This is a genomic window from Burkholderia sp. Se-20373 (assembly GCF_017104705.1).
In the GTDB taxonomy this organism is placed as follows: Bacteria; Pseudomonadota; Gammaproteobacteria; order Burkholderiales; family Burkholderiaceae; genus Burkholderia.
Genome location: NZ_JAAGPH010000135.1, coordinates 1 through 21,910, shown reverse-complemented (window position 1 = coordinate 21,910; position 21,910 = coordinate 1). Strand labels below are relative to the sequence as shown.

19 protein-coding genes and 2 pseudogenes are annotated in these 21,910 nt (G+C 67.7%); 8 read left to right on the top strand and 13 right to left on the bottom strand.

What is annotated here, in order from left to right:
- Positions 1-70 precede the first annotated feature (70 nt).
- Positions 71-580: pseudogene (locus G3N96_RS30810) on the bottom strand (outer membrane protein assembly factor BamE); the annotation flags it as partial.
- 141 nt (positions 581-721) lie between these two features.
- Between G3N96_RS30810 and fur the strand changes: the two are divergent.
- Positions 722-1,150, top strand: a complete 429-nt coding sequence (gene fur / locus G3N96_RS30805) for a ferric iron uptake transcriptional regulator (protein WP_034182711.1) — start codon at positions 722-724, stop codon at positions 1,148-1,150.
- 177 nt (positions 1,151-1,327) lie between these two features.
- Here fur and G3N96_RS30800 read toward each other — a convergent pair whose 3' ends face one another.
- The 3 genes from G3N96_RS30800 to G3N96_RS30790 all read right to left on the bottom strand — a co-directional run bounded on the left by G3N96_RS30800 (position 1,328) and on the right by G3N96_RS30790 (position 4,295).
- The gene (locus G3N96_RS30800) at positions 1,328-1,846 is read right to left on the bottom strand and encodes an ureidoglycolate lyase (protein ID WP_069247118.1); all 519 of its coding nucleotides are present in this window, start codon (positions 1,844-1,846) and stop codon (positions 1,328-1,330) included.
- Positions 1,847-1,860: 14 nt separating this feature from the next.
- Positions 1,861-2,868 carry an allantoicase gene (gene alc / locus G3N96_RS30795; protein WP_206139531.1) on the bottom strand — a complete coding sequence of 336 codons (1,008 nt, stop codon included), beginning with the start codon at positions 2,866-2,868 and terminating at the stop codon, positions 1,861-1,863.
- A 104-nt stretch (positions 2,869-2,972) separates the two neighbouring features.
- Positions 2,973-4,295, bottom strand: coding sequence for a C4-dicarboxylate transporter DctA (locus tag G3N96_RS30790; RefSeq protein WP_206139530.1), 1,323 nt, complete (start codon positions 4,293-4,295; stop codon positions 2,973-2,975).
- A gap of 212 nt (positions 4,296-4,507) precedes the next feature.
- Between G3N96_RS30790 and G3N96_RS30785 the strand changes: the two genes are divergently transcribed.
- The gene (locus tag G3N96_RS30785; protein WP_206139529.1) at positions 4,508-5,230 is read left to right on the top strand and encodes an FCD domain-containing protein; all 723 of its coding nucleotides are present in this window, start codon (positions 4,508-4,510) and stop codon (positions 5,228-5,230) included.
- Between the two features lie 45 nt (positions 5,231-5,275).
- Here G3N96_RS30785 and cynR read toward each other — a convergent pair.
- A pseudogene (gene cynR, locus G3N96_RS30780) lies at positions 5,276-6,165 on the bottom strand (transcriptional regulator CynR).
- A gap of 312 nt (positions 6,166-6,477) precedes the next feature.
- Between cynR and G3N96_RS30775 the strand changes: the two are divergent.
- A complete protein-coding gene (locus G3N96_RS30775) occupies positions 6,478-7,677 on the top strand; it encodes an MFS transporter (protein WP_206139528.1) in 1,200 nt (399 codons plus the stop codon).
- Positions 7,678-7,785: 108 nt separating this feature from the next.
- Here the strand turns inward: G3N96_RS30775 and G3N96_RS30770 are convergent, their stop codons facing one another.
- Positions 7,786-8,844, bottom strand: a complete 1,059-nt coding sequence (locus G3N96_RS30770; protein ID WP_206139527.1) for an L-idonate 5-dehydrogenase — start codon at positions 8,842-8,844, stop codon at positions 7,786-7,788.
- A 13-nt stretch (positions 8,845-8,857) separates the two neighbouring features.
- Positions 8,858-9,631, bottom strand: a complete 774-nt coding sequence (locus G3N96_RS30765) for an SDR family NAD(P)-dependent oxidoreductase (protein WP_206139526.1) — start codon at positions 9,629-9,631, stop codon at positions 8,858-8,860.
- Between the two features lie 150 nt (positions 9,632-9,781).
- Between G3N96_RS30765 and G3N96_RS30760 the strand changes: the two genes are divergently transcribed.
- On the top strand, positions 9,782-10,681 hold the full coding sequence (locus G3N96_RS30760) for a LysR substrate-binding domain-containing protein (protein WP_206139525.1): 900 nt from the start codon (positions 9,782-9,784) through the stop codon (positions 10,679-10,681).
- Positions 10,682-10,760: 79 nt separating this feature from the next.
- Here the strand turns inward: G3N96_RS30760 and gap are convergent, their stop codons facing one another.
- Together gap and tkt are read right to left on the bottom strand one after the other, a co-directional pair.
- The gene (gene gap / locus G3N96_RS30755) at positions 10,761-11,771 is read right to left on the bottom strand and encodes a type I glyceraldehyde-3-phosphate dehydrogenase (RefSeq protein ID WP_039339278.1); all 1,011 of its coding nucleotides are present in this window, start codon (positions 11,769-11,771) and stop codon (positions 10,761-10,763) included.
- Between the two features lie 89 nt (positions 11,772-11,860).
- A complete protein-coding gene (gene tkt / locus G3N96_RS30750; protein WP_206139524.1) occupies positions 11,861-13,933 on the bottom strand; it encodes a transketolase in 2,073 nt (690 codons plus the stop codon).
- Positions 13,934-14,149: 216 nt separating this feature from the next.
- Here tkt and speE point away from each other — a divergent pair, with 216 nt between their 5' ends.
- The 3 genes from speE (at position 14,150) to G3N96_RS30735 (ending at position 16,371) form a co-directional block, all read left to right on the top strand.
- Positions 14,150-15,007 carry a polyamine aminopropyltransferase gene (speE, locus tag G3N96_RS30745; RefSeq protein WP_089439211.1) on the top strand — a complete coding sequence of 286 codons (858 nt, stop codon included), beginning with the start codon at positions 14,150-14,152 and terminating at the stop codon, positions 15,005-15,007.
- A gap of 162 nt (positions 15,008-15,169) precedes the next feature.
- Entirely contained in the window at positions 15,170-15,586 is a 417-nt protein-coding gene (locus G3N96_RS30740; protein ID WP_089455569.1) for a VOC family protein, read from the top strand.
- A gap of 17 nt (positions 15,587-15,603) precedes the next feature.
- The gene (locus G3N96_RS30735) at positions 15,604-16,371 is read left to right on the top strand and encodes a 16S rRNA (uracil(1498)-N(3))-methyltransferase (protein WP_206139523.1); all 768 of its coding nucleotides are present in this window, start codon (positions 15,604-15,606) and stop codon (positions 16,369-16,371) included.
- Between the two features lie 126 nt (positions 16,372-16,497).
- Here G3N96_RS30735 and G3N96_RS30730 read toward each other — a convergent pair whose 3' ends face one another.
- From G3N96_RS30730 to G3N96_RS30715, 4 genes are all read right to left on the bottom strand, one after another.
- Complete coding sequence (locus G3N96_RS30730) at positions 16,498-17,202, bottom strand: hypothetical protein (RefSeq protein WP_206139522.1); 705 nt, start codon at positions 17,200-17,202, stop codon at positions 16,498-16,500.
- 223 nt (positions 17,203-17,425) lie between these two features.
- A complete protein-coding gene (locus tag G3N96_RS30725) occupies positions 17,426-17,989 on the bottom strand; it encodes a barstar family protein (protein ID WP_206139521.1) in 564 nt (187 codons plus the stop codon).
- Between the two features lie 16 nt (positions 17,990-18,005).
- The gene (locus G3N96_RS30720; RefSeq protein ID WP_031398890.1) at positions 18,006-18,437 is read right to left on the bottom strand and encodes a ribonuclease; all 432 of its coding nucleotides are present in this window, start codon (positions 18,435-18,437) and stop codon (positions 18,006-18,008) included.
- Positions 18,438-18,815: 378 nt separating this feature from the next.
- Positions 18,816-21,158 (bottom strand): NADP-dependent malic enzyme, encoded by a 2,343-nt coding sequence (locus G3N96_RS30715; RefSeq protein WP_277399467.1) that lies wholly within the window; start codon positions 21,156-21,158, stop codon positions 18,816-18,818.
- 135 nt (positions 21,159-21,293) lie between these two features.
- Here G3N96_RS30715 and thiL point away from each other — a divergent pair.
- A partial coding sequence (gene thiL / locus G3N96_RS30710) for a thiamine-phosphate kinase (protein ID WP_206139519.1) occupies positions 21,294-21,910 on the top strand: 617 nt, incomplete at its 3' end.

The window sequence follows — 21,910 nt, the reverse complement described above, 5'->3', positions numbered from 1 at the left end:
TTGCCGGAGGCTCGTGCTAGGCGCGCTCCATCGCCCGCCCCGGCGTCCGCGCCGCAGCCGCCCCCACCGCGGAAGCCGGCTCGTCCGCGCGCGTCATCGCGGCAGCCATCTCCGACGCGACCGCCTTCGCGGCGGCGGCAGCCTCGGCGGCCTTCTTCGCCGCTGCGGCCGCCTTCGCCTTCTTGCCGCCACGGTCGCCGTCGATATCGGCCAGCAGGTCGAGTTCCGACGGCAGGTTGTCCGCCCCCGTCCAGCTCGCCAGGCGATCGCCCGAGAACGTCACGACGAGATCGCGCTGCTGGACGACTGCCGTCGAGCCGCGCTTGAAGTAAAAGAGGTAGTCCCAACGGTCGGCGTGGAACATGTCGGCCAGCAGCGGGGTGCCGAGCAGCGCGCGCACCTGTTCGCGCGACATGCCGACCTGCAGCTGCGCGGCCTTCTCCTGCGACACGAAGTTGCCTTGCACGACGGTAATCCGGTAGGGGGTGATGCTCTGCGCGATGCGCTGCGTCACGCTGTCGTACGACGAACAACCAGCCAGCGCGGCAACGGCGGCGGCAGCGATGATGACACTCCGCATGCGGCTCCTCTGAAAGTGCGAAAGAGATTCTGGAATCATTTCCCTCACCGTGCAGGCCCGTGTGCAGGCCGCGCGTGTTTCTGGAACGGCGAAAAGCCGGTAACATTGAAGCCCTGCATTGTACTCTAGGGATGCCTAGCCATGACCAATCCGACGGATCTCAAGAATATCGGGCTAAAGGCCACCCTACCGCGCCTCAAGATTCTCGAGATCTTCCAGCAAAGCCCGGTGCGCCACCTGACGGCAGAAGACGTCTACCGGAACCTGCTCAACGAGCAGCTCGACATCGGGCTGGCTACCGTCTACCGCGTGCTGACGCAGTTCGAGCAGGCCGGCCTGCTGTCGCGCAGCAACTTCGAATCCGGCAAGGCCGTGTTCGAACTGAACGAAGGCTCGCACCACGATCACCTCGTGTGCCTCGATTGCGGCCGCGTCGAGGAATTCTTCGACGCCGAGATCGAAGGCCGCCAGCAGGCGATCGCGAAGGAGCGCGGCTTCCGGCTCCAGGAGCACTCGCTCGCGATGTACGGTTCGTGCACGACCGAGAACTGCCCGCACCGCAAGCACTGATTCGCGCGCCTCGCGCTCGCAGCACGGCCCGGCCGGCATCTTGCCGCCCGGGCCGTGTTCTTTTCGGGATAGCAGCGACGCACCGCCGAGTCGGTCGTGCGCCCAGGCTTTCGGAAACCCTTCGACACGCCCGCCCGGGCTGCCGGCAGGCAGCCGGAGCCGGGCGTTGCCCTTGCATCAGGCCGCGCAGGCCGGCTCGAACTCGAGCGCCCACGCGCGCTCGAGCGGGATCTCGTCGCAATTGGGCTGCGGCCCGCCGCGATCGACGATCACGAAATCGCTGACCGCGTCGAGCGCGAGCAGCGGATGGTGCCAGACGCCCTTCGCATAGTTCACGCCCTGCCAGCCTTCCGCGAGGAACGCGCGCATCGCGTCGGGCCGGAATTCGCCGGCCGGCGCGACGACGATCGCGTAGCGCGACACGGCCGCGAGCGGGATGAATGCCTGGCTGCCGTGCGGATGGCGCTCCATCAGCGTGACCGCGACCGGCAGCGCGCGCGGCTGCGCGCGGAACACGCTGACGAGCGGACGGCCGCCGTCCGCGCATACGTCGATCGTCGCGAGATCGTGGAAGCGCTCGGTCGTGCCGCCGTTGATCGGAAAATGCCGCGCGCCTTCGAGCGCGATCACGTCGCCGAACGGCGCGAACGCTTCGCGCGTCAGGCGCTCGACGCGCAGGATCCGGGATTCGCTCATGCCGTTGTCCTCCTTCAAGCCGGCTCGCCCCACAGACGCAGGCGCGACACGCCGCCGTCCGGGAAGATGTTGAAACGCACGTGCGTGACGGGGCCGAGCGCGGCAAGCTGGTCGAACGTGTGGACGTGGTCCATCTGCAGCTTCTGCTCGCCGAGCAGTTCGGCCCAGAACATCGCCTGCGTGACGAGCGAATCGTCGGTGCCGCCCGCGACCCGCGCGGCCTGCAGCGAGCAGCGGTCGGGGAAATTGCCCTTGAAGAACGCGGTATCGACCTCGACGCGCCGGATGATGCCCGGCCGCGCGAGCGCGACGATCGCCCAGTCGTTGCCGGGCTCGCGGCGGCGCCGCGTTTCCCAGCCGTCGCCCATGTTCACGCCGCGCCCCGGCATCAGCATCTGCGACGCCGGGCCGAAGTGCTGGTTGTTCGCCGCCACCAGGTAGCCGCCGTTCTCGATCGCCGCGAGATCGACGAGCTCGCCGGCCGGCACCTGGCGCCAGTCGCGCTGCGGCTGGCCGTACACGCGCAGCCGCGCGAGGCCGCCGTCCGGATACAGGTTCACGCGCAGGTGCGTATAGGGCTGCGCATCGTCGACGCTCACGTAGTGATGCGAATTGCCCTGCAGCGTCGTCGCCGGGACGATCGGGCGCCATTGCGCGTCGTCGGGCGGCGTGTCGCCTTCGGCGACGCACGCGTCGATCGACGCGGCCGGCGGGAAGTTGCCGGTGAAGTGGCTCGTATCGAGGTCGACGCCGTGGATCACGCCCGGCCGCGCGAGCCGCACCACGCAGAAGTCGTGGCCGGTCGTGCGCTTGCGGCGCGTTTCCCAGCCGTCCATCCACTTGCCGTGGTCGTCGTACTTGCCGGGGATGAACACGGCCGGCTCGGGATTCAGCATGCGCTCCTTCGGCGCGAAGAATTCGTCGCTGGCAAAGAGCGCGTGCGCCCCGAGGCGCGGGTCGGCGAGGTTCATGTAACGCCGCGTGAAGGCCGGCGCATTCGGATCGAGGATGGGGGCTGCCATGTCGTCTCCTGATGTTGGATGGCGTGCCGGCGCATCGAGGCGCCGGCCGCATGCATTCGGGTGCGCGGGACGACCAGGGGAAGCCGCCCCGCGCGGGGGTGCGCTCAGAGCGCGTGAGCCTGGTCGCCGCCGACCGGCGCCGCGCGGCCTTCCTCTTCGGCCGGCACGTAGCGCAGCTCGCGATTCAGCACGCGGGTCGCGCGGGCACGATCGATGTCGTTCTCCCATACCGCGACGACGACCGTCGCGACGCAGTTGCCGATCAGGTTGGTCAGCGCGCGGGCGATGCCGACGAACCAGTCGACCGGCAGGATCAGCACGAGGCCGAGCACCGGAATCGCGGGGATCGCCGACAGCGTCGCCGCGAGGATCACGATCGCCGAGCCCGGGATGCCGTGCGCGCCCTTCGACGTGACGAGCGACACGAGCAGCACGACGATCAGGTCATGCGTCGACAGCGGCGTGTTGGTAGCCTGCGCGATGAACAGCACGGCGAGCGTCAGGTAGATCGAGAAGCCGTCGAGGTTGAACGAATAGCCGGTCGGGATCACGAGGCCGACCGTCGAATCCTTCACGCCCATGTATTCGAGCTTGCGCATCACCTGCGGCAGCACCGCGTCCGACGACGCCGTGCCGAGCACGATCGACAGTTCCTCGCGCAGGTAGCGGATCAGCTTGAACACCGAGAAGCCCGCGAGCCGCATCACCGCGCCGAGCACGACCGTGACGAACACGAAGCAGCTCAGGTAGAACACCGCGACCAGGTAGCCGAGCTGCTTGAGCGACGCGACGCCGTACTTGCCGGTCGTGAACGCGATCGCGCCGAGCACGCCGAGCGGCGCGAGCTTGATGATGAAGCCGATGATCCGGAAGAACACGTGCGACAGTTCCTCGATCAGCGAGTTGACGCGCTGCGCCTTGTCGCCGAGCAGCGACAGCGCGGAGCCGAACAGCACCGCGAACACGAGGATCTGCAGGATGTCGCCCTTCGCGAACGCGTCGATCGCCGTCTCGGGGATGATCTTCATCAGGTAGCCGGCCGTGTCCTTCAGGCTTTCGGCGTTCTTCGCGTACGACGCGAGCGACGACGCGTCGAGCGAGCGCAGGTCGATGTTCATCCCGACGCCCGGGCGCGTGACCCAAGCGAGGACGAGGCCGATGCCGAGCGCGAGCGTCGTCATGATCTCGAAGTAGATCACGGCCTTCAGGCCGACCCGGCCGACCTTCTTCAGGTCGCCCGCGTTGGCCATCCCGCTGACCACCACGCAGAACACGATCGGCCCGATCACCATCTTGATCAGCTTCAGGAAGCCGTCGCCGAGCGGTCGCAACGACTCGGCGAAATGCGGGAAGAACGCGCCGAGCGCGATCCCTAGAATCAATGCGACGACTACCCGGCCAAACAGCGAATTGAGGAATTTCGACACGGCGCTCTCCCGATCCAACGGTTGCAGTTTCGTCTGTTCATACTGGTAAGACCAGTGATGTTATGGTGGATAGTAGGAAGCCGATATAGTCGCGTCAAGGACGGACAAAATAGGGATTTCCCGCCCCTGCCCGCCCGGTTTTGATGCGTCAGGCAAGGTCAGGTCGTGGCTTTCCCGTAGGCCGGCCATGCGCCGCCTGCGTGCGGATTACAATGCCGGTCAGACCGGCCCAAGTTCACATCATGAAAAACGTTCCGCATACCGTGACCGACGCCGCCATCGCGACGATCCGCGACCGGATCGAGGCAGGCGTTTATCCGGTCGGCAGCCTGCTGCCGGCCCAGCGCCAGCTCTCCGAGGAGCTGGAGATCAGCCGCGCGTCGCTGCGCGAGGCGCTGTCGACGCTCGAGGCGCTCGGGATGCTGCGCATCCGTGCCGGCAAGGGCGTGTATGTCGAAAGCGCGCAAGCCACGGCCGCGCATGCATGGCGGTACGCCGAGCAGTCGTCGCCGCCCGACACGTACCAGATGCGCTATGCGCTCGAAGGGTTCGCCGCGCGGATGGCCGCGCACGTCGTCAGCGACGACGACATCGCGTGGTTCGAGGACAACCTCGCCGACCTGCACGTCGCGCTCACCGAAAGCGCACTCGACGCGGCATCGCAGCTCGACTTCGACTTCCACATGAGGATCATCCACCTCGCCGGCAACGCGGCGATCGAATCGGTGCTGCGCAGCAGCGCGGACATCATGAAGGAAAGCCAGCGCATGCCGTTCTACCGGCGCGAGCTGCTGCTGTCGACGTGGCAGGAGCACCGCGCGATCGTCGACGCGCTGATCGCGCGCGATGCGGGCGCCGCCGGCATCGCGATCGAAACGCACATCGCGAACGCCGCGCAGCGCGCGGGCATCTTCTTCCCGACACCCCGCACTTGACGGCCCGGGCGGCCGCCCGTCGCGCGCACCGCCCGGTCTTGCCGGTCAACCTCCCGACAGATCCCGATACGCGAGCGCGCGCGCGATGAACGCACGCGCCGCGACGCTGCGGTACGCGCCCTTGCGCGTGAGCAGCGCGGCCGTGCGCGCGGGCAACGGCGGATCGATCTCCAGCGCACACAGGTCGGCGCTCTCGCGCGCGACCGCGTCGGGCAGCACCGTCGCGAGCCGCCCGCACCGCACGAGCTCCAGCACCGCGCTGATGGTATTCGTCTCGATCGCGATCTTAGGTTGGGCGCCGTGCTCGATGAAGTACCGGTCGATGCGCTCGCGCGTCGCGAACGCGCGGCTCAGCAGCACCAGCGGCTCGCCGCCTAGCTCGGCCGGCGTCAGCGCGCGGCGGCGCCGCGCGAAACGGTGCGTGCGGCCCGTCACGAGCGCGAGCGACTCGTCCCACAGCGGCAGCGCGTCGATGTCCGGCGCGCGCGGCGGCATGAACGCGAAGCCCGCGTCGAGCCGGTCGTCGGCGAGCAGCGCCTCGAGCGCGTCTGCGGCATCGCATCGATCGTCAGCGCGACGTTCGGATAGTCGGCATGGAACGCGTCGATCAGCGAGCCGCTCAGGTAGGCCGCGAAGGTCGGCATCATCGCGAGCCGCAGCGACCCGCTGCCGAGATCGGCGACGTCGCGCAGCGCGCGCTGCCCCGCATCGAGCTCGTGCAGCGCGGCGCGCGCATGGCGCGCATAGACTTCGCCGAACTCGGTGAGCTGCACCGTGCGGCCCGAGCGGTCGAACAACGGCACGCCGAGCGTGTCCTCGAGCTGGCGCACCTGCTGCGACAGCGTCGGCTGCGAGACGTGCAGCGCATCGGCCGCGCGCGTGAAACTGCGCTGCTCGGCGACGGCCAGGAAATAGCGGATGTGGCGCAGGAGCATGGCGGCCGAGGTATTGGTTCTGCCAATGGAGAGCATAACGATCCAGTCTTGGACGCTATGGTTCGATTCCCGCATCATACGCACATCCGCTCCCGTGCATGGCCGCTGCCAGCGCACCGGAACGGCTCGCCCGGGCCCGCCCTGCCTCCGCCCGCCGCACGACGATCCGTCGCCCGCCCGATCCGGGCCCGGCCGCGATCCGCCCGGCGCGCATCGGCTCACCGCCGATCCGTCGACGCCGGCCCCGATTTCCGTCACCCCGCGCATCCGGCGGCTCCGTGCCGCCGGCCGGCGCCGCTGTTTTTCGCGACCATGGAACCGCATCACGACACCCATCCTCCCCTGACCCGCGCCATGACGCTGCTGTTCGCCTGCGCGTGCGGCATCGTCATCGGCAACATCTATTACGCGCAGCCGCTGCTCGCCGCGATCGCGCGCAGCTTCGGGCGCGCGCCGACCGAGCTTGGCTATCTCGTCACGCTGACGCAGCTCGGCTATGCGGCGAGCCTGCTGCTGATCGTCCCGCTCGGCGACGCGGTCAACCGTCATACGCTGATCGTGCGGCTGCTGATGCTCAACGTCGTCGCGCTGGTCGCGGTCACGTTCAGCACGAACTTCACGATGTTCGTCGTCGCGAACGTCGCGGTCGGCTTCGTCACCTGTTCGACGCAGTTGCTCGTGCCGTTCGCCGCATCGCTTGCCGATGCGCGCTCGCGCGGCCGCGCGGTCGGCACCGTGATGAGCGGGCTGCTGCTCGGCATCCTGCTCGCGCGCGTCGCCGCCGGGGCGATCGCCGACGGGTTCGGCTGGCGTGCGGTGTACGGCATCGCGGCGGTGATGGTGGCGGCGTTGACCGCCTTGCTCGCCGTGAAGCTGCCGAAGGATCGCCGCGATGCGCGCCTCGACTATGCGGCGCTGATGAAGTCGCTCGCCGCGCTGGTGCGCGCGCAACCGCTGATCGCGCTGCGCTCGACCTACGGTGCGCTCGTGTTCGCGTGCTTCAGCCTGCTGTGGACAGGCCTCACGTTCCTGCTGAGCCAGCCGCCGTACAGCTATTCCGAAGGGCAGATCGGCCTGTTCGGCATCGTCGGCGCGGTGGGCGCGCTCGCGGCGACGTCGGCCGGCCGGCTCGTCGATCGCGGCCACGGCAATGCGGCGACGGGGCTGTTCGCGGCGGCCGTGCTCGCGTCGTTCGCGCTGATCGCCACCGGCGCGCATTCGCTCGCGGCGCTGATCGCGGGCATCCTGCTGCTCGACGTCGGCGTGCAGGGCATGCACATCTCGAACCAGAGCGTGATCTATGCGCTGGCCGGCAACGCGCGCAGCCGCGTGACGACGATCTACCTGACGAGCTACTTCATCGGCGGCGCATTCGGGTCGTTCGCGGCGAGCGTCGCGTACGGGATCGACGGCTGGCGCGGCGTGTGCGTCGCGGGCGCGGTGCTTGCCGGCGTGCTGATCGCGCTGTGGCTCGCGTCGCAGCGCGTCGGCGTGCGGCAGGTCACGCAGTAATGCAGTAGCGCGTGTTCGCCGCACGACGAAAAAAGGCACGCCGCGCGAATCGCGGGCGTGCCTTTTTCATGACGTCGAGTCCGTCCGTCACGCGCTAGCGCGTGATCGTCACGCCGTCTCGTCCGCGAAGTCGATCAGCACCTTCATCGCGCGCTGCCGGTCGCCGGCCAGTTCGAACGCGAGGTTCGCATCGCGCATCGGGAACACGCGCGTGACGGCCGGACGCAGGTCCACGCGCCCCGCGTTGATCAACTGCACCGCGAGCGCGAATTCCGCATGAAAACGGAACGACCCGCAGATCGACAGCTCCTTCGCGACCACGACGTTCTGCGGCAGGCTGACATCGCCGCCGAGCCCGAGCTGCACGACGACCCCACGTGGACGCATCACGTCCAGCCCGTCACGCAGCGCGCGCGCATTGCCCGAACACTCGATCATCACGTCGAACGTGCCCTTGTCGGCGCCGTAGCGCTCGACCCAGCCGGCATCGGCCGCCGCATTGATCGTGCGGTCTGCGCCAAGCGCGCTCGCCACTTCGAGCGGTGCTTCGACGACGTCGGTCGCGACGATTTCCGCCGCGCCGTGCACGCGCGCCGCCGCCACCGCCAGCACGCCGATCGGCCCGCAGCCCGACACCAGCACGCGCTTGCCGATCAGCGGGCCCGCGCGCGACACCGCATGCAGCCCGACCGCGAACGGTTCGGCGAGCGCCGCGAGCGACAGCGGCACGTGGTCGGCAACCTTCACGCACTGCACCGCGTCGCACACGAGCGCGTTGCGGAACGCGCCCTCCACGTGCGGCATCCGCATCGCGCTGCCGTAGAAGCGCATGTCGAGACACTGGTTCGGCAGCCCTTCGAGGCAATAGCGGCACGCGCCGCACGGCCGGCTCGGATTGACCGCGACGCGATCGCCGACCTTCACCGACATCACGTCCGGCGCGACTTCCGCGACCGTGCCGGCCACCTCGTGGCCGAGCACCATCGGCTGCTGCAGCCGGATCGCGCCGAAGCCGCCGTGCCGGAAATAATGGAGATCGGAGCCGCAGATGCCGCCCATCGCGACATCGACGCGCACCTGGCCCGGGCCGATCTCGCCCGCGTCCTGCTCTTCGACCCGCAGGTCGTTCGGCCCGTGGATCACGACACACATGCAACGCATACGCATGACAGCCTCCTTGTCAGACGGCACTGGTCAGCCCGCCGTCGACGAACAGCGTCTGGCCGTTCACGAAATCGGATGCGGCCGACGCGAGGAAGATCGCCGCGCCGCACAGCTCGTCGACGCGCCCCCAGCGGCCGGCCGGCGTGCGCTTGCACAGCCAGTCCGAGAACACCGCGTCGTCGACCAGCGCGCGGTTGAGCTCGGTTTCGAAATAGCCGGGCGCGAGGCCGTTCGCCTGGATGCCGTGGCGCGCCCAGTCGGCGCACATCCCCTTCGTCAGCATCCGCACCGCGCCCTTGGTCGCCGCATACGGCGCGATCGTCGGCCGTGCGAGCTCGCTCTGCACCGAGCAGATGTTGATGATCTTGCCGCGGCCGCGCGCAATCATGTGCCGCGCGACCGCCTGCGCGACATTGAACACGCCATCGAGGTTCACGCGCATCAACGCATGCCAATCATCGGGTTCGAACGCGTCGAGCGGTGCGCGACGCTGGATGCCCGCGTTGTTCACGAGGATGTCGATCGCGCCGACGCGCGCCTCGAAATCGTCGATCGCCGCGCGCACCTGCGCATGCTCGGCGACGTCGAATACCGCGTAGTCGGCCGTGAAGCCTTCCTCGCGCAGATGCTGCACGAGCGCTGCGGCCTTCTCCTCATTGCGATCGTTGATGACGATCGCCGCTCCCGCCTCGGCCAGCCCACGGGCGAGCGTCAGCCCGATCCCGCGTCCGGAACCGGTAATCAGTGCGCGGCGGCCGTCGAGGCGGAACCGTTCAAGCGCGTGGGTCATGCGTGTCTCCTCGTGCCAGTCGAGCCGGCGGCCCACCGCGGCCGGTCTCGCGTTGACGGTATCTTCGGCTGCCGGCGGGGGCCGCGCCAATGGTCTTTTTTGATCCGGTTATCATGAAATTTGATCACCGCCCTCGCCTGCCCGCCGCCCATGGAACTCAAGCAATTGCGCGCCTTCGTCACGCTCGCGGAAGAACTGCATTTCGGGCGCGCCGCGCAGCGCCTGTTCATCGTGCAGCCCGCGCTGAGCATGCAGATCAAGGCGCTCGAGGAAGAACTCGGCGCGCGCCTGTTCGAGCGCGACCGGCACAAGGTCGAACTCAGCGATACGGGGCGCGTGTTCCTGCCCGAGGCGCGCGCCACGCTGCAGCAGGCCGCGCGCGCGGAACAGATGGCGCGGCTGTCGAGCCGCGGCGAGATCGGCACGCTGCGGATCGCGTTCGTGTCGTCGGTGCTGCCCGCGCTGCTGCCGGCCGTGCTGCGCACGATGCGCGAGCGCTATCCGCTGATCACGCTCGAACTGAAGGACCTGCCGACACCCGACCAGATCGCCGCGCTGCGCGACCGGCGCATCGATTTCGGGATGATCCGGCTGCCAGCCGCGTATGCGGGCATCGCCACGCGCGTGGTGCTGGAGGAAGGTTTCGTCGTCGCGCTGCCGCTCGACCATCCGCTCGCCGCGCACGATGCGATCGCGCCGGCCGCGCTGCGCGGCCAGCCCGCGTTCGTGCTCGCGCGCCGCTACGCGCCGGGCTTTCACGACGACATGCTGCTCGCGCTGAGCCGCGCGGGCACGACGCTCGAGATCGCGCAGGAGTTCGGTGAATTCACGACGATGCTCGCGCTCGTCGCGGCGGGGATGGGCATCGGGCTGATTCCGGCGGAGGCCGCCAGCGCGCTGCCGCCGAACGTGCTCGCGCGGCCGCTCGATCTGGCCGGGCACCGTACCGGCATCGGCCTCGCGTGGACCGATCTCGACAGCCCGCTGAAGCGCGCGTTCGTCGCCGCGCTCGAGCAGGTGACGGCGGCATCGAGCCATAACGGCGGGTAATAAAAAAGCCCGGCCGGAAAACCGGGCCGGGCTCGTTCGCCGCGCAGGCCGCCTTGCGGCGGCCGCGCAACGTGCGGGATTACTTCGCGTTCGCGAATGCGACAGCCGTATCCAGCATGCGGTTCGAGAAACCCCACTCGTTGTCGTACCAGCTCGACACCTTCACGAGGCGGCCCGACACCTTGGTCAGCGTGGCGTCGAACGTCGACGAAGCCGGGTTGTGGTTGAAGTCGATCGACACCAGCGGCGCTTCGTTGTAGCCGAGGATACCCTTCAGCGCGCCTTCCGAAGCTTCCTTCATGATCGCGTTGACTTCCTCGACCGTCGTGTCGCGCTTCGCGATGAACGACAGGTCGACGATCGACACGTTGATCGTCGGGACGCGGATCGCGTAACCGTCGAGCTTGCCGTTCAGTTCCGGCAGCACGAGGCCGACGGCCGAAGCAGCGCCCGTCTTCGTCGGGATCTGGCTGTGCGTGGCCGAACGCGCGCGGCGCAGGTCTTCGTGGTAGACGTCCGTCAGCACCTGGTCGTTCGTGTACGCGTGGATCGTCGTCATCAGGCCGGTTTCGAGGCCGATCTTGTCGTTCAGCGGCTTGACGAGCGGCGCGAGGCAGTTCGTCGTGCACGATGCGTTCGAGATGACGGTGTGCTCGGCCTTCAGCACGTCGTGGTTCACGCCGTAGACGATCGTCGCGTCGACGTCCTTGCCGCCCGGTGCCGAGATGATCACCTTCTTCGCGCCGCCCTTCAGGTGCGCGCTGGCCTTTTCCTTCGTCGTGAAGAAGCCCGTGCATTCCATCACGACGTCGACGCCCAGCTCGCCCCACGGCAGTTCGGCCGGGTTGCGGTTCGCCAGCACGCGGATCTTGTCGCCGTTCACGACGAGGTAATCGCCGTCGACCGACACTTCACCCGGGAACTTGCCGTGCGCGGTGTCGTACTGGGTCAGGTGCGCGTTGGTCTTCGCATCGCCCAGATCGTTGATCGCGACGATCTCGATGTCGTGCTTCTTGCCGTTCTCGTAGAACGCGCGCAGCGTGTTGCGGCCGATGCGGCCGTAGCCGTTGATTGCGACGCGAATCGTCATGGTCTATCTCCTGATGGCTGAAAAAATTCGTTTCGTGCAGCTTCACGGTGCGACGCGCGCGAGGGGTGGCGCGCGTCGCATCTGTCTCTTTAGGCCAGCACGGCCTTGGCGGTCTCGACGACGTGCTCGACGGTGAAGCCGAAGTACTTGAACAGCACGCCGGCCGGCGCCGATTCGCCGAACGTGTCGATCCCGACGACGCCGCCTTCGAGGCCGACGTACTTGTGCCAGAAGCTCGTCACGCCCGCTTCGATCGCGACGCGGCGCACGCCGTGCGGCAGCACGCGCTCACGGTATTCGGCGTCCTGGCGGTCGAACACGTTGGTCGACGGCATCGACACGACGCGTGCCGCGATGCCTTGCTGCGCGAGCGGCTCGACGGCCTTCATCGCGAGTTCGACTTCCGAGCCCGTCGCGATCAGGATGATCTTGCGCGCGACGATCTCTTCGTCCCAGTCCTTCAGCACGTAGCCGCCCTTCTCGATGTTCGCGATCTGCGCATCGGTACGCGGGTTGAACGCCAGGTTCTGGCGGCTGAAGATCAGGCTCGACGGACGGTCGGCGGCGACCGCGTGGGTCCATGCGACGGCCGTTTCGACCGTATCGGCCGGACGCCATACGTCGTGGTTCGGGATCAGGCGCAGGCTCGACACGTGCTCGATCGACTGGTGCGTCGGGCCGTCTTCGCCGAGGCCGATCGAGTCGTGCGTGAACACGAAGATCGACGGCACCTTCATCAGCGCGGCCACACGCAACGCGTTGCGGCTGTAGTCGGAGAACGTCAGGAACGTGCCGCCGAACGGCTTGTGGCCGCCGTGCAGCGCGAGGCCGTTGATCGCGGCGCTCATGCCGAATTCACGCACGCCGTAGTTGATGTGGTTGCCCAGCTGGACGCCCGGGCCTTCCGGATTCGCGCGGACGGCCTTCGATGCCTTCCAGTTGGTCAGGTTCGAGCCGGTCAGGTCGGCCGAGCCGCCGAGCAGTTCGGGCAGGGCGGCAGCCAAGCCTTCGATCGCCTGCTGCGACGCCTTGCGGGTCGCCACCGTCTCGCCGCGCTCGTTCGCGCCGGCGATGATCGCCGCAGCCTTTTCGGCCCAGTCGGCCGGCAGCTGGTTGGCCATCCGGCGCTCGAATTCGGCAGCTTCTGCCGGGAACTTGGCGCGATACGCAGCGAACGTCGCATCCCATTCGGTTTCCGCGCGCTTGCCGGCTTCCTTCGCATCCCACGCCGCGTAGACTTCCTGCGGAATCACGAACGGCTCCCAGGTCCAGCCGAGTGCCGCGCGCGTCTTCGCGATTTCTTCCGCGCCGAGCGCCGCGCCGTGCACGTCGTGGCCGCCGGCCTTGGTCGCCGCGCCCTGGCCGATCACCGTCTTGCAGCAGATCAGCGTCGGCTTGTCCGACAGCTTCGCCTTCGCGATGGCTGCGTCGACCGCGTCGACGTCATGGCCGTTCACGTTCGGGATCACGTTCCAGCCGTAGGCTTCGAAACGCTTCGGGGTATCGTCGTGGAACCAGTTCACGACGTCGCCGTCGATCGAGATGCCGTTGTCGTCGTACAGCGCGATCAGCTTGTTCAGCTTCAGCGTGCCGGCGAGCGAGCAGGCTTCGTGCGAGATGCCTTCCATCAGGCAGCCGTCGCCGAGGAACACGTACGTGTGGTGATCGACGATCTTCGCGCCGTCACGGTTGAACTCGTCGGCCATCAGCGCTTCGCCGAGCGCCATGCCGACCGCGTTCGCGAGACCCTGGCCGAGCGGGCCGGTGGTCGTCTCGACGCCCGGCGTGATGCCGTATTCCGGGTGGCCCGGCGTCTTCGAGTGCAGCTGGCGGAAGTTCTTCAGCTCTTCGATCGGCAGGTCGTAGCCGGTCAGGTGCAGCAGCGAGTACAGCAGCATCGAGCCATGGCCGTTCGACAGCACGAAGCGGTCGCGGTCTGCCCAGTGCGGGTTCGTCGGGTTGTGCTTCAGATGGCGCGACCAGAGCGCGACGCCGATTTCGGCCATGCCCATCGGCATGCCGGGGTGGCCGGAGTTCGCTTGCTGGACGGCGTCCATTGCGAGCGCACGGATCGCGTTGGCCATCAGGGTGGTGGAGGCGGGAGACGAAGTCGTCATGTCGAGTCCGGAGAACGAGTCGAGGAAACGGGGGCACGGCGGCATCCGGAAGCTCGAGCGTCAATCGTTCCCGGCGCGCGGTGCGGCGCCTGACGGACGCGAAGCGGACGGAGCCTACGGACGGGGCTGCAAAGCTCGTCATTTTAACAGATGGGCTGACATTTCCCTTGTCGGCGAGTAGTGTTCCGGCACGGTTTTCCGTCAAACCGCCCGCCTCCTATAATTCAGACGTCGGAACTGCCAGCCCTGAGTGGCCCGCCCGTGAGCACGACTCTACTTTTCCACCCTACGCCCGACTCCGCCTACGGCTTCCCGAACGCCCGGCGGCTCGCGCACGTCGCGTCGCCGCACCAGCAGATCGAGGTCTGGGAAACCCCGCAGCTCGGCCGCCTGTTCACGCTGGACGGCCGCCCGATGACGTCGGTCGGCGACGAGTACGTCTATCACGAGTGCATGACGCACCCGGCCGCGCTCGCGCATCCGTCGCCGCGCAAGGCGCTCGTGCTCGGCGGCGGCGACGGCGGCGCGGCGCGCCAGTTGCTCAAGCATGCGTGCATCGCGCGGATCGTGATCGCGGAACTCGACGACGAGGTGGTCGGGATGGCGCGCCGTTATCTCGACGACGTGCACCAGGGCGCGCTCGACGACCCGCGCGTCGAGGTCGTGATCGGCGACGCCGCGCATTTCGTCGAGTCGACCGTCGAGCATTTCGATCTCGTCGTGTTCGACCTCACGCCGCCCGATTCGCCGGCGGCCGGCCTCTATACGCGCGCGTTCTATGCGCGGCTCAAGCGGATCCTGACGCCGTGCGGCGCGATCTCGATGCACCTCGGCTCGCCGGTGTTCCACGCGGCGCGCATCGCCGCGCTGCTCGACGACCTGCGCGCGAGCTTCGCGGTCGTCGATCCGCTGTCCGCGCACGTGCCGCTGTACGGCTCGCAGTGGCTGATGGCGATCGCGAGCGACACGCTCGACGCGGCCGCGCTGTTCGCGCACGACATCGACGAACGGCTCGCGGCCCGCCGCGTCCAGGGCTTGCGCTACTACGACGCGCGGCTGCATGCGTCCCTCTTTGCCCTGCCGCGCGCGCTGCGCGATACACTGGGCGTTCGCCGCTGAGCGTCCGCGCAGCCGCCTCGCCTCCGTCTTTCCATCGCGTCCCTGCAGGATTCGCGATGCATGGCACCGGGGCGGAACGTCCTGGACGCCGTGCCGCCCCCTGAACGAACGCCCGGGCATGGAATCGGAACATGTGCCCAAGCGCCCCCACAGGAGATTTTCATGACCGATCCACGTCCGGCCAACGTGCCTTGGTTGACGCCCTACCTGGCCGTACGCAACGCGCGCGCGGCCATCGATTTCTTCAAGGCCGCATTCGGCTTCGAGCTGCGCGACGTGCACGACGAAGACGGCGCGATCATGCACGTCGAGATGGCCTATCGCGGCCAGCTGATCGTGATGTTCGCGCCCGAAGGCGCATTCGGCTCGACCGCGCGCACGCCGAAAAGTGCGAACGCCACCGCGCCGCAATCGTTCTACCTGTATGTCGACGACGTCGACGCCACCTGGCAGCGCGCGCTCGACGCGGGCGCGAAGTCGCTGAGCGCGCCGCAGGATCAGTTCTGGGGCGACCGGTTCGCGCAGATCGAGGATCTCGACGGCTACCGATGGGCGCTCGGGCGCCGTCTCGACGCATGACCCCACCCGTTACACGCATGAACGAAGCCACCACCACCGCGGCCGTGCCGCGCTTTTTCGTCGACGCAGCCCTGCGCGCCGACGCCACGCTCGCGTTGCCTGCCGAGGTCGCGCGCCACGCAACGGTGCTGCGCCTGCAGCCCGGCGACGTGCTCGCGCTGTTCGACGGCACCGGCGGCCAGTACCGCGCACGGCTCGTCGAGATCGACAAGCGCAGCGCACTCGCGCAGATCGACACGTTCGAACCGGCCGAGGCCGAGCCGCCCTATCGCGTGACGCTCGCGCAAGGCATCGCCGGCGGCGACAAGATGGACTGGGTGATCGAGAAGGCGGTCGAGCTCGGCGTGACGGCGGTCGTGCCGCTGTCGACCGCGCGCGGCGTCGTGAAGCTCGCCGGCGAGCGCGCGGACAAGCGCGTCGCGCACTGGCGCGGCGTCGTGCGCGCATCGTGCGAGCAATGCGGGCGCAACCGCGTACCCGACGTCGCGCCGGTCGCCGGCTTCAACGCGTGGCTCGATACGCTGCCGGCCACGCCGGCCGACGGCGAACTGCGGCTGCTGCTGTCGCCGCGCGCGAGCATCCCGTTCGCGTCGCTGCCCGACGCGCCGCCAGCTGCAACGGTCACGCTGCTGATCGGGCCGGAAGGCGGGCTGTCGCCCGACGAGGAAAATGCGGCACGCGCGCGCGGGTTCACCGCGCTGTCGCTCGGCCCCCGCGTGCTGCGTACCGAGACGGCCGGGGCGGCGGTGCTTGCCGCGCTCGCGGCGCGCTGGGGCGGATGGTGACGCGTAGTCGTGCCTGCGCAAGTCGGCGCGACACGCCCTGACCGCACGCCAACCGGCCGCTATGCGATACGCGGCCGGCATCGCCGCGGGAATGCGGCCCGTTGCGATGCGGCGGCCTATCGCAACTTACTTGTCGCTCGACGAGCCATGCGGCATCGCTTCTGACAACGCATCGAGCACCGGCGTCAGCACGTCTTGCGGGCTGCCGGTCGTCCAGCCGCCGTCGAGGCTGTAGACATCGATCTTGCCCGTCACGGGGTACGTGACCGGCGCTGCGTCCAGCACCTTCGCCATGCCGGAGAAGATCTTCTGAAACGCGACAATGCGTGCAGCATCGTTCTTCAGCCGACGACCGTCGCCAAGCTTTTCCGCCAACGCCTCTCCGCCGGGCCTTGCATCCGGGACGCGGCACGCAAACTCGACCGTCGCGATCGTCTCGCCGTCGCGAGCCGAGTTCGGTCGCTGCGACGACCCGGTTGCCTTGCACTCCGAGCGATTGAGCGCACGTAGATACGCTGCGACCGCCCCTTCGACGGATGGGCGCAGCGCAGCGCTCACCTTCGGCGGCATCGGCTCCAGCATCCCGTCGGCCATGTCCTTGCGCATCGAATCGCCCATCTTCGACAGAACATCGACGTTGAGCGCATCCTTGCCGCCGTAACTCGTGCGCACCGCATCGTTGAATTCGCGCGCTTTCGACACATCGCCGTTGACGAATGCGCCGATGTAAAGGTCGACGGTCTGCTCGGGCGTGAGCGGCGCCGCATGCGCGGCGCCCGCCACGACCAGCAGGGGCAGCACGACGGCGCGTGCGGAACGGGAAATATTCATGGGAAGACAGCCCTCTCTCGATGGTTTGTTGTATGCGCCCGATGCGGCCGCTGCCGCGACCGGGCCGATCGAGATTGTCTCGAAAAAAGGTGCCGGATGAAAGGACAATGTCAGCGGGCCACGCGCCGTTCCAGCCCGTCCGCATCACGCAGACGCAAAAAAGCCCGCTCGAAGCGGGCTTCCGAAGGATGATTCGCCGAATCGGCCGCGGGCCGACGTGCGCTTACGCGAACGAATAGAACACGCGGAACGCGACCTTGCGCTCGGCCCAGAATTCGGCCGCCTCGCGGAACACGTCGAGCAGCGTCTCGCGCCCTTCCTTGTCGAACTTCTGCGCGATCGGCAGCCCTTCGAGGACGATCACGAAACCGGGCTGCGCGCCGGCCTTCGCGACGAGGTCGGTCAGGGAGTCGTACAGCGCGTCGTAGTTCTTCCCGAAATGTTTCGGGAACAGGAACGACGTCGCGATCGTTTCCATCACTTCCTGCTTCGACTGCGCGGCGCCGCAAAACGCATACAGGAAATGCTGGCCGAGCCGGCCGGCTTCGTCGGCAAGATCCTGCACGCGGAACGCGCGGATCGACTGCACGAGATTGGGTCGCACGGTCGTGAAAAGGCTCATAGGCTCCTCGTTCGATGAAAGCCCGGACTCGGCTTCCTGTTGCTCCGGCGTGCCGCCAGCCTGCGCCGCCGCGTGCAGTTGGATCACGCGCTGAAACAGATTGCCGTCGCCGGCCGCGAACAGTTCCGCCGCCGCCGTTTCGTGCGCGTAGATGGAGTCGCTCATGCCATTCGTCCCGAAGTCATTCAACAATACGTTTAAAACTGTTGTAGTGGTCGCCCGTGTAATAACAGTTGTCGATCCGGCGCAGTGGCCCGCCGCAGACGATCCGGCGCGCACCGCGATTGCGGGCACGCGGCGTCGGCACCGTGTACTCATGGTAGTAGCCGCGCTTCGCTTTTGGCAGGATCCGCTCGCGGTTGCCAAACACGACGCCGTCTTTCTCGTACGGATACGGACCGCCGGCGCCGATCAGGCCCAGCGTGGTCACGGCCTCGCGCGGAAGACGGGCGGTCGGAATCGTATCGAGCCCGCTCGCCGCCACGTCGGCCGGAACGGCCTCCCGTGCGTAAGCGGCGGAAACCAGACTGCCCGTCGGCGTGCCGACGATACCCATCGCGAACATCGCGAAGACGGACGCGAGCGCGCCGTTGCGGAGCCACTTGCGTGCCATGAACCAGGGTTCCCGCTGTTAAATCAAGTAGTTGACGACCAACAAAGGCGTTAGCGTAGCGTTATTGGCCGCGCGAATCAATGTCCGTTTGGGAATCGAAAGACCAGTGATACCCGGAATTGCGCACTTTTTACCGAAATCACACTACATTTATCTTACATAGGATAAAATGCGGGCGGCATCTCTGGCATGGCAAGACTCTGCCTCCTTGCCACGCCGGCTACGCTGAGTGGAGAGAGATGCTGATGTTGCTTGAGGGAAGCGCGTTTGCGCCCTGCCCGCGGCGTGCCCATTGCGGGCACGCCTCTTTTTGCTTTTGTTTACAATTTCGCCCGACGCGCCACACCGGTTCGACCGGCCTGGCGCGTTCGTTTTGGCTCAGCGCGTGGCGTTCACGTCGGCGACCAGCAGCGCCGCCATGTTGACGATGCGGCGAACGGTCGCCGATTCGGTCAGCACGTGCACCGGCTGCGCGGCGCCCAGCAGGATCGGCCCGATCGCGATGTTGTTGCCCGCGGCCGTCTTCAGCAGGTTGTACGCGATGTTCGCGGCGTCGATGTTCGGCAGGATCAGCAGGTTCGCTTCGCCTTCCAGCGTCGATTCCGGCAGGATTTCCTTGCGCAGCGCCGCGTCGAGCGCGACGTCGCCGTGCATCTCGCCGTCCACCTTCAGCTCCGGCGCACGTTCCTGCAGGATCGCGAGCGTATCGCGCATCTTCTTCGCCGAAGGGGCGTTGCTCGTGCCGAAATTCGAGTGCGACAGCAGCGCGACCTTCGGCTCGATGCCGAAGCGGCGCACTTCTTCCGCCGCCATGATCGTGATCTCGGCCAGCTCTTCCGGGGTCGGATCGACGTTCACGTGCGTGTCGACGAGGAAAATCTGGCGGCCCGGCAGCACGAGGCCGTTCATCGCCGCGTACACGCTGCAGCCCGGGCGCTTGCCGATCACCTGGTCGATGAAGTGCAGGTGGCGGTGCGTGGTGCTGATCGTGCCGCAGATCATCCCGTCCGCTTCGCCCTTCTTCACCAGCATCGAGCCGATCAGCGTCGTGCGGCGGCGCATCTCGACGCGCGCGAGCTGCTCGCTGATGCCCTTGCGCGCCATCATCTTGTAGTACGTCTGCCAGAAGTCGCGGTAGCGCTCGTCGTGCTCGGTGTTGACGACCGTGAAGTCGGTACCCGGCGTCAGGCGCAGGCCGTAGCGCTGGATACGGTGCTCGATCACCGACGGGCGGCCGATCAGGATCGGCTTCGCGAGTTTTTCGTCGACGATGATCTGTACGGCGCGCAACACGCGCTCTTCTTCGCCTTCCGCGAACACGACGCGTTTCTTCTCTTCCGGCGCAGCGCGCGCGATCTGGAAGATCGGCTTCATCGTCGTGCCGCTGTGGTACACGAACTGCTGCAGGTGCTGCTTGTACGCGTCCATGTCCTCGATCGGGCGCGTCGCGACGCCGCCGTCCATCGCGGCCTGCGCGACGGCCGGCGCGATCTTCACGATCAGGCGCGGATCGAACGGCTTCGGAATCAGGTATTCGGGCCCGAACGACAGGTCCTGGATGCCGTACGCCGTCGCGACGATGTCGCTCTGCTCGTGCTGCGCGAGCTCGGCGATCGCATTGACGGCCGCGATCTCCATTTCACGCGTGATCGTCGTCGCGCCGACGTCGAGCGCGCCGCGGAAGATGAACGGGAAGCACAGGACGTTGTTGACCTGGTTCGGGTAATCGGTGCGGCCCGTGGCCAGCACCGCGTCCGGCCGCACTTCGAGTGCGAGTTCCGGCAGGATTTCCGGCGTCGGGTTCGCGAGCGCGAGGATCAGCGGGCGTTCGGCCATGCCCTTCACCATCTCCTGCTTCAGCACGCCGGCGGCCGACAGGCCGAGGAAGATGTCCGCGCCGTCGATCACTTCGGCCAGCGTCCGGGCTTCCGTTTCACGGGCGAAACGCTCCTTGTCCGGGTCCATCAGCTCGGTGCGGCCCTTGTAGACCACGCCGGCCAGGTCGGTCACGATGATGTTCTCGAGCGGCAGGCCGATGTCGACCAGCAGGTCGAGACACGCGAGCGCGGCCGCCCCCGCGCCGGACGCGACGAGCTTGACCTTCTTGATGTCCTTGTTGACGACCTTCAGCCCGTTCGTGACGGCCGCGGCCACCACGATCGCGGTGCCGTGCTGGTCGTCGTGGAACACCGGGATCTTCATCCGCTTGCGCGCTTCGCGCTCGACGATGAAGCAGTCCGGCGCCTTGATGTCTTCCAGGTTGATCCCGCCGAAGGTCGGCTCCAGCGCGGCGATCACGTCGACGAGCTTGTGCGGGTCCGACTCGTTCAGCTCGATGTCGAACACGTCGATGCCCGCGAACTTCTTGAACAGCACCGCCTTGCCTTCCATCACCGGCTTCGACGCGAGCGGGCCGATGTTGCCGAGACCGAGCACCGCCGTCCCGTTCGTGACCACGCCGACGAGGTTGCTGCGCGCGGTGAAGCGTGCCGCGTTGAGCGGATTCTCGACGATCTCCTCGCACGCGTACGCCACACCCGGCGAGTACGCGAGCGCGAGGTCGCGCTGGTTGATCATCTGCTTGGTCGGGGCGATCGCGATTTTCCCGGGGGTCGGGAATTCGTGATAGTCGAGCGCGGCTTCGCGGAGTTTGGCTTTGGAGGAGGCTTGGGTAGACATGTGTCTCTTGGCGGGCGGATTAGAATGACTCTTCGACGGCATTGTAGCGCCAATCATCGGCCGCCAGACCGGCGATTCGGGTGCAACAGCCGCGACAAAATTGTACTGAACGGTGCAGGAACGCCGCCGCTCGCCTCGTACAATGCCGTTCCTTCCATCGTTTCGGATCCATCCGCCGTGCCAGCCGCCCTCTCCGAGTTTTCGCTGATCGAACGCTTCTTCACGCGCCGCGCCGCGCAGGGCGCCCGTGCGTCGACGCTCGGCATCGGCGACGACTGCGCGTTGATCACGCCCCGATCCGGGAAATTGCTGGCCATTTCGACGGACATGCTGGTGGAAGGCCGCCACTTCTTCCCCGACGTCGCGCCCGACGCGCTCGGTCACAAGACGCTCGCGGTCAACCTGTCCGACCTCGCGGCGATGGGCGCCGAGCCGCGCGCGTTCACGCTCGCGTGCGCGCTGCCGCGGGCCGACGCTGCATGGCTGGAAGCATTCAGCAACGGGCTGTTCGCGCTCGCCGAGCGCTACGGCTGCGAGCTGATCGGCGGCGACACGACGAGCGGCCCGCTGAACCTGTGCGTGACCGTGTTCGGCGAAGTCGCGCCCGACGCGGTACTGCGACGTGACGCCGCGCGCGACGGCGACGACGTCTGGGTGTCCGGCACGCTCGGCGATGCGCGCGCCGGCCTCGGCGTCGCGCGCGGCGAATGGACGGCCGGCGCAAACGAAGCAGCCGCGTTCCGGCGCGCGCTCGAGTACCCCGAACCGCGCATCGCGCTAGATGGGAAGAGCAC

Excerpts from the sequence above, each read along its gene's own strand:
- fur (WP_034182711.1), top strand. The coding sequence starts at position 722 with ATGACCAATCCGACGGATCTCAAGAATATCGGGCTAAAGGCCACCCTA.
- G3N96_RS30800 (WP_069247118.1), bottom strand. The coding sequence starts at position 1,846 with ATGAGCGAATCCCGGATCCTGCGCGTCGAGCGCCTGACGCGCGAAGCG.
- alc (WP_206139531.1), bottom strand. The coding sequence starts at position 2,868 with ATGGCAGCCCCCATCCTCGATCCGAATGCGCCGGCCTTCACGCGGCGT.
- G3N96_RS30785 (WP_206139529.1), top strand. The coding sequence starts at position 4,508 with ATGCCGGTCAGACCGGCCCAAGTTCACATCATGAAAAACGTTCCGCAT.
- G3N96_RS30775 (WP_206139528.1), top strand. The coding sequence starts at position 6,478 with ATGGAACCGCATCACGACACCCATCCTCCCCTGACCCGCGCCATGACG.
- G3N96_RS30770 (WP_206139527.1), bottom strand. The coding sequence starts at position 8,844 with ATGCGTATGCGTTGCATGTGTGTCGTGATCCACGGGCCGAACGACCTG.
- G3N96_RS30765 (WP_206139526.1), bottom strand. The coding sequence starts at position 9,631 with ATGACCCACGCGCTTGAACGGTTCCGCCTCGACGGCCGCCGCGCACTG.
- G3N96_RS30760 (WP_206139525.1), top strand. The coding sequence starts at position 9,782 with ATGGAACTCAAGCAATTGCGCGCCTTCGTCACGCTCGCGGAAGAACTG.
- gap (WP_039339278.1), bottom strand. The coding sequence starts at position 11,771 with ATGACGATTCGCGTCGCAATCAACGGCTACGGCCGCATCGGCCGCAAC.
- tkt (WP_206139524.1), bottom strand. The coding sequence starts at position 13,933 with ATGCCGCCGTGCCCCCGTTTCCTCGACTCGTTCTCCGGACTCGACATG.
- G3N96_RS30740 (WP_089455569.1), top strand. The coding sequence starts at position 15,170 with ATGACCGATCCACGTCCGGCCAACGTGCCTTGGTTGACGCCCTACCTG.
- G3N96_RS30735 (WP_206139523.1), top strand. The coding sequence starts at position 15,604 with ATGAACGAAGCCACCACCACCGCGGCCGTGCCGCGCTTTTTCGTCGAC.
- G3N96_RS30730 (WP_206139522.1), bottom strand. The coding sequence starts at position 17,202 with ATGAATATTTCCCGTTCCGCACGCGCCGTCGTGCTGCCCCTGCTGGTC.
- G3N96_RS30725 (WP_206139521.1), bottom strand. The coding sequence starts at position 17,989 with ATGAGCGACTCCATCTACGCGCACGAAACGGCGGCGGCGGAACTGTTC.
- G3N96_RS30720 (WP_031398890.1), bottom strand. The coding sequence starts at position 18,437 with ATGGCACGCAAGTGGCTCCGCAACGGCGCGCTCGCGTCCGTCTTCGCG.
- G3N96_RS30715 (WP_277399467.1), bottom strand. The coding sequence starts at position 21,158 with ATGCCGTCGAAGAGTCATTCTAATCCGCCCGCCAAGAGACACATGTCT.